The sequence below is a fragment of the Streptomyces sp. MB09-01 genome (assembly GCF_033794505.1).
Lineage (GTDB): Bacteria > Actinomycetota > Actinomycetes > Streptomycetales > Streptomycetaceae > Streptomyces.
The window spans coordinates 1-5,865 of the sequence record NZ_JARAYQ010000381.1 but is presented as its reverse complement, the minus strand read 5'-3'; the positions used below and the strand labels follow the sequence as shown (position 1 = coordinate 5,865).

General features: G+C 70.1%; 5 protein-coding genes. 1 reads left to right on the top strand and 4 read right to left on the bottom strand.

Features of this window, described 5'->3' with window-relative positions:
- Positions 1–291: 291 nt before the first annotated feature.
- Positions 292–1,512 (bottom strand): zinc-ribbon domain-containing protein, encoded by a 1,221-nt coding sequence (locus tag PV721_RS40370; RefSeq protein WP_319733407.1) that lies wholly within the window; start codon positions 1,510–1,512, stop codon positions 292–294.
- 172 nt (positions 1,513–1,684) lie between these two features.
- The gene (locus PV721_RS40365; RefSeq protein ID WP_319733405.1) at positions 1,685–2,983 is read right to left on the bottom strand and encodes an AAA family ATPase; all 1,299 of its coding nucleotides are present in this window, start codon (positions 2,981–2,983) and stop codon (positions 1,685–1,687) included.
- A gap of 268 nt (positions 2,984–3,251) precedes the next feature.
- On the opposite strand from PV721_RS40365, the gene PV721_RS40360 reads away from it, so the two are divergent.
- Complete coding sequence (locus tag PV721_RS40360) at positions 3,252–3,470, top strand: hypothetical protein (protein ID WP_319733403.1); 219 nt, start codon at positions 3,252–3,254, stop codon at positions 3,468–3,470.
- Positions 3,471–3,712: 242 nt separating this feature from the next.
- Here the strand turns inward: PV721_RS40360 and PV721_RS40355 are convergent, their stop codons facing one another.
- A complete protein-coding gene (locus PV721_RS40355) occupies positions 3,713–5,122 on the bottom strand; it encodes a hypothetical protein (protein WP_319733409.1) in 1,410 nt (469 codons plus the stop codon).
- Positions 5,123–5,537: 415 nt separating this feature from the next.
- Positions 5,538–5,843 (bottom strand): hypothetical protein, encoded by a 306-nt coding sequence (locus PV721_RS40350; RefSeq protein WP_319733401.1) that lies wholly within the window; start codon positions 5,841–5,843, stop codon positions 5,538–5,540.
- Positions 5,844–5,865: the final 22 nt, after the last annotated feature.

Genomic DNA, 5,865 nt, shown 5'->3' with positions numbered 1-5,865 from the left:
GGCCCCACCGGGCCCGCAACGGGGCCGGAGCCGGCGGCGGCGGGGCCCTGTCAGGGGCAAGCGCAGACGGCAGGACCGCGGCCGCGGCGGGAACCGGCGGCGGGCAGCAGGGCCGCGGCGTGCGTGATCTGCGCGCCAACAAGACGCGCTGTCCGGCGGCCGGCCGCTCTGGCAGGGCCGCGGCACGGCGGGCCGCCTCCCGGCCCGCAGCGACGCCGGGGCCGCGGCCGATAACTGGGCGCCGGGGGCTCTCACATCCCTGCGGCACGGCAAGCTCCGTCAAACCCGATCTCAGGGGGCGAGCGAATGCGGTGACGACCGTGTGGCGTCCCGCGGTAGTGCGCGGTCCCCCATCATGACCCTGAGCAGGGCTTCCGCGGCGCCGAGTTCACGCATCACCAAACCGGCAGTATGGGCAATGGAAAGGTGAGCACCATCCCCGAGTGATCTGGCGTATCCGTCGCCCAGCACGTCGGCTCGGTGAACCGCGAGGAGAGCTTGACGGCTGCATGCCGCCAGGAGCTTGCGCTCGGACGCGCCGGCGACTTGGTCGGCGTTGTGAGCCTCCCCGGGGGAGGGCAGGTGGCTGGCCGGGAACAGATCGAGCTGTTCCTTCGTCTGCTGTGGAGCGGCGGACCCTCCGGATTGGGTCAGCTCGGTCATCCGGCCCCGTACCTGTGCCGCCACTTCTGCGGCCGGCAGGTCTGCGGGGCACTCGATATCGTTGGGCGTCACGACCTCAAGCGGGTGCTCGCGTATTCGGATGACCAGGTGGCCGGAGGCTGACAGGTCTGCCGTCTTGGCGGCGTCCTGCTGGAAGCGGTCCTTGTGCCAGTAGGCGCCGTCGTATTCGACGACCACGGGCGGCGCTCCTGGAAGGTACATGTCCACTCGCCAGGCACGCTGTTGGCGAGTCCCTTCACCTGCGGCGGTACGTGGAACAACACCCGGGCTTGTCAGATCCGGAAGCGTGTCCTTCAACGCCGTGAAAATGTCCTGCTCCCGACGTGAAACACCGCGCTTCGCGCATCTCGGGCAGCCGGTTCCGACGGCGTGCCGGTTGCTGATGGACGTTCTCCATCGGTGCCGTTCATCCCGCGAGCAGCACCACCACACGCTGAGCGTGGAGGTCAGGGTCCCCTTGTACGGAAGATCTGCCGGGTTGTCCTCGTGGTCAAAGTCGTACTCGTCCATCAGGTCAGGCCGCAGGTACGCAAGGGATCGACTCCCCGTCCCACCCAGCCGCCAACCCGCCTCACGCAGCGTGGCCTGCCATTGCACGCGGGCATTTCCGAGCCGGTGCTGCTGCCCTTGGCGCCACGCTGCGTAGTCCTCCACCGGTAGGTCGCTGCGGCCTTCCGCGAGGAACACCTCGCTCAATTCCTCTTCCTGGGCCCACAGCCACGCGCGCGCGACGGCATGTTCACGCACCCGCGCTTCCTCGTCCAGCTCGTCCGCCCGCCGAGGAAATGGCGCACTGCGGTCAGGGAAGGCATCAGATCGATCAGTCACGATCTTGATCTATCAGTCGTCACCGACAGCGGGGGGTGCCGGCGGGTGCCGGAAGGGGCTGGCACGGCTTCTTAGCCTCGGGCTTCGACACCCAGGGCAGGCAGACGGGCCCGCGCGGGCGGGATTGTCGCCTTGGTCCGGAGGCGCCGTGGAGTACGGAACGGACCGCCGCCTACAAGGGTCTGTTCGGGCGGAAGCGAATGTGCCGGGCCCGCGACAGCGACGCGAGGGTCATGCTGTGGGTGGCGATCACGAACTGGCATCCCTGTGCGACCCTCTCGTACATCCACTGCACTTGCAGCCTGGAGGCCTCTGGTGGCAAGCCGGCCTCCGGCTCATCGAGCAGAAACAAGCGGTTTGGCCCGTCCATGCCCTCAAGGAGGGCATCCGGACCTTCTGGCGAGGTGCCCAGGTACGAGACGAACAGGCGGCTCTCAGGCTCCCGAGAAGTGGACCACTGCGCCTCCATCCCCGAGGCCAGCTCACGGCTGATCGAACTGAGATTGAACGGCAGGCCGCCGTTGCTGAAGCGACAGCCTGTGAGCAGGGCCAGCGCTTCCAGGAGCATCGACTTACCCGTCCCATTCGGGCCCGCCAGGACGGTGATCCCTGAGTTCAACGACACTCCTTTCTCCAAGCTCCGGATGATCGGCAAGGAGGACAACAACCCGGTGTGCTGCCCGGCGACGAGCCGCACCGACTGCAGGAACCCCTCTGGTGTGCCACGGCGGTGAGCGAACTCGTCGGAAAAGCGGTCAAGCACTTCCCCGGCGGTCTCTACCTCTTGCCCAGCCGCGCCCAGCGCGCGATCGATGTCGGCAAGCTCCCCCTCGTTCAGGTCGAGAGCCGATGGAGAGCCTGCCCCCGCGAGGATCGGCTGCCGCTCACCGGGGCGGCATCCTGGCAGCAGGGAACGGCTGAGGTCGGCTACGTACTGCGCCCACTCCAGCAACATGCACTGGGCACGCTCCCGCTCCATCTCCGCAACGGCCTGTTGCAACGTGCTCTCTTGGAGTCGGTGCTCCCACGCCAGCACCGACGAGCCGCCATCTGCCAGTCGTCCCCGGGCCTGAGCGAGCCGAAGATCATCCACACGTTGCCGACTTCGCTCACAAATCACCATCAGGGCCCGGGCCACATGCTGAATACGGTCCCGCTCCGCGAGGAGCTCAGCCTCGCGCTGCTCCGCCTTGCGCAGCTGCTCGGCGAGATCGAGTGCCCGGTGCGCCAGAACGCTGTCCCCGAGCTCTCGGCGAGAGACTGCCTTCTCGTGCGCCTCGTTCCAGGGAGCGCGCACTTCGGCAAGGCGGCGCTCCTGCACTGCGGCGTCGTCCGTGGTGACATCCACCACGGCCTCGATAAATTCCCACGTGAGGCCTCTACCCGCGAGGTGCTCATAAGTTGCGGTGCGTCGCGGCGGCTCGGCGTCACTGAAGTGCTCCGAGGTAAACCGGTCAATCAAGGTGGGCACAGAACAGCTGGCCTTGTCGAGCCAAGACCGCAACAGTCTGGCCACTTCGTTGTGCGCGGCACTCGGTCCAGATAGCGCCCCCCATCTTGTACCTGCCCCGGTCACTGCTTGCCTTCCTCCCCGCCCGCATCAACATCGAGGGCCATGTTGCCGTGCCAGAGCCCCATCCGGGCTCATCCGCCGGACGACCCCGGACTGCTGGCCGACCCGCTGCCCCCGGACGAAGCTGAGCTCCTCCATCAGCCAAACTGCACAAGGAAAATCCCACATGACGTCGCTCGACCATGAACCATCACGGGCCCCTTCGAACGGCGCGGAGAAGGCCCTGCGGTGGGTGACCGCGCTGACTCTGCTGGCTACGGCCATGGCCGTAGCCGCGCTCGCCCTCACCAACAACGTCGACTATCTCGGCACGGTCCTCGGTATCGGCGTCGCGGCGGCCGCCGGCGAAGGAACCGTGCACATCTGCATCCACCTTCGCCGCTGACCATGCTCTCGCTCGTCGATGACGACGGACACCGCCCCCCTCCGGGGGCGCTTCGACGGTGGCGCAGACGGTTCCGTAGTCGCCGTGATCAGGAATCGCATGAAGGCTTTTTCAAAGGGCAGGGCCCTGGGGTGTGGTGTGCACCTTCTGGGCAGCTGGAGTCGCTGGTGTTCCCACCAGTCGGAGCTCCGCCGCCCCGGCGGGGGGCCCGGCTCGTCCGCCGGGCCCCCGCCACAGCCGGATCAGACCCCGGGCCGGGCACCTGCGGCGGCAGCACTTCGGCTACGAGCCAGGCCTGCGCAGCGGATTCCACCGCCCGGGTGCCATTCCATGACCGGCTCGGCAGACGCACCATGCTCTCCACACCAGGAGACCGGGACGACGCCGCCGCAGTCGTGGCGCTTGCACGCGCAGGCCTCTCCCGATCCCGCGTACGCCAGCCCGTGGCGAACCACTCCGCCCGTCTGCCGGTCCGAGGCGGCGCCCCGGAGGGCGGCCGGCCACGCCAGGGTCACCTTCAGCCCGCCCGATCCGGTCCGGAACCGGTCGATCACCCGCACCTCGCCGGGCACCGCGAGCGGAGCCGCGCCCGGCACGGTCAGCCGGCGCAGTGACGCTCCGAACGTCCCGGCCGTCAGCTCGGCCAGCACGTCAGCGTCGGCGTCGGTGGTCCAGCCCGACAGCTGGTCCTCCTCCTCGGCGTTGTCCGCCAGGAGCAGCCGCGGGCCGTCGAGGCGGAGCCTGGTCGGGCCTTCGGCGACGTCCAGGAGCAGCATGGCCGGCGGGATCTGGCAAGGGATCTCGATCTTGTCGTGGTCGAGGAGCCAGGTGGCCACCGCGCGGCGGGCGAACTGCGGGTGCACGTTCGTCCCGCTCACCGGGTCCGGGAAGTCTGCGTGCCTCCGTCGCCAGTTCACCACCGCCGCGCGACCCACCCGGGCGATCCTCGCAACCTCCGCCAGCAGCACCACGTCCCGCCCTGGGGTGACCGGCGTCAGGCCCGCGAGGGGCGAGCGGCGGCCTGCGGCAACGGTGCGCAGCGCTTCCCAGTCGACTCCGGGCCGCAGGACGGGGAGCAGGGCGAGATCGACCCCCGAGTACAGGGGGACCGTCGTCCAGCCGCCGTGGGACTTGTAGTCGATCGTCACGGAGCTGACCGGGGAGATCCATCCGAGTCGGACGACCTGGTCGTAATCGACCCGGCGCACGCCCAGGCGGACTGCGGCCTGGTCCGGGCCGAGGGGGACGTGGCGGTCGAGCAGCGCCGGAAGGTCTCGGCGGCGGGCGAGGGCGGCCAGCTGGTCCGGGTGGACGTCGGGGCACGCCGCGTCCCCTCCGAGCCAGAACAGCAGGCCGGCCTTCACCAGGTGGCCGACCGCTGCAGCCGTCACCCGCGGGCGACACCTCGGCAGCGGCTCGCCCAGGGCCTCGGTCAGCCGGTCCGCCGCCTGCCCAGCGGCCATCGGCCCGCGCAGGGCGGCGCGTACGCCTTCCGCGTCCGCCGCGTCGACCGCGGCCCGCGACCACTGCCCCGGCCCCGCGTCCGCCGGCGGGACCAGTCCGGACCCTGCTGCCCACTGCCAGGCGGCCACCGGGACTCCGAGCCTCCCGGCCGCCGTCTGCTCGTCGTAGAACTCCCGCTGCTTGCCCATCACGAACTCCTCTCCGGGCCCCGTCTGGAGCCACGCCCGAAAGATTGCGAAAGATCCCATTTGTTGTCAATGGCACATGTTTGCACGGCAGTTGGGGGCGCACCGCCAGATCCCCGCCCGCGTACGCGAGGGGGGAATTCACTCCTGCGGGTGAAGGCCGGAGCCGGTCTAGCAGGCCGGTGAGCGGAGGCTCGGTCGCGGCACGTGCCGGGTCGGAGCCGCCTTGGCGGCAGGCCCGACCGCAGGCCCGGGTCCTGGTCCGCCCGTACGCGCCGGCCGTCGCGGACTGCGGAGCCGTCCCGGCCGTTCGCGGGCTGTCGGCGCGTGCTGGACGCGCCCCGGTCCGGCCCCTGCCCGTGGCGGACCGAGACGGGTCCTTCCGCGGGCAGGGGCCTGCGCCATGACTGGTGGAGCGTCAGGGCTGGGGCGTCGGCCCACCGGTCTCGGGCCAGTTGTCCCAGGGCCAGAGTCCGCCGATCGCGTAGCGGCCCTGGGCGTCCGGGGTGACGCGCTCGGCGCCGGGCTCGTCCCGGTAGGTCGCGTCCCAGGTGAACGTGAGTGTGCCGTCGCACTCGAACGCTGCGGTGAGACCGCAGTTGTCCCGGTGCAGGTCTTCGACGATGCGCTGCGCGGTCTCGCCGGTGAACAGGTAGGTGCCGTACGGGGATCGCGGCTCTGTGGTGGGCTGTCCGGGGTAGGGCCCGGAACGGGGTCCGTGCACCCGAAAAAGGCCAGGGGGGGGC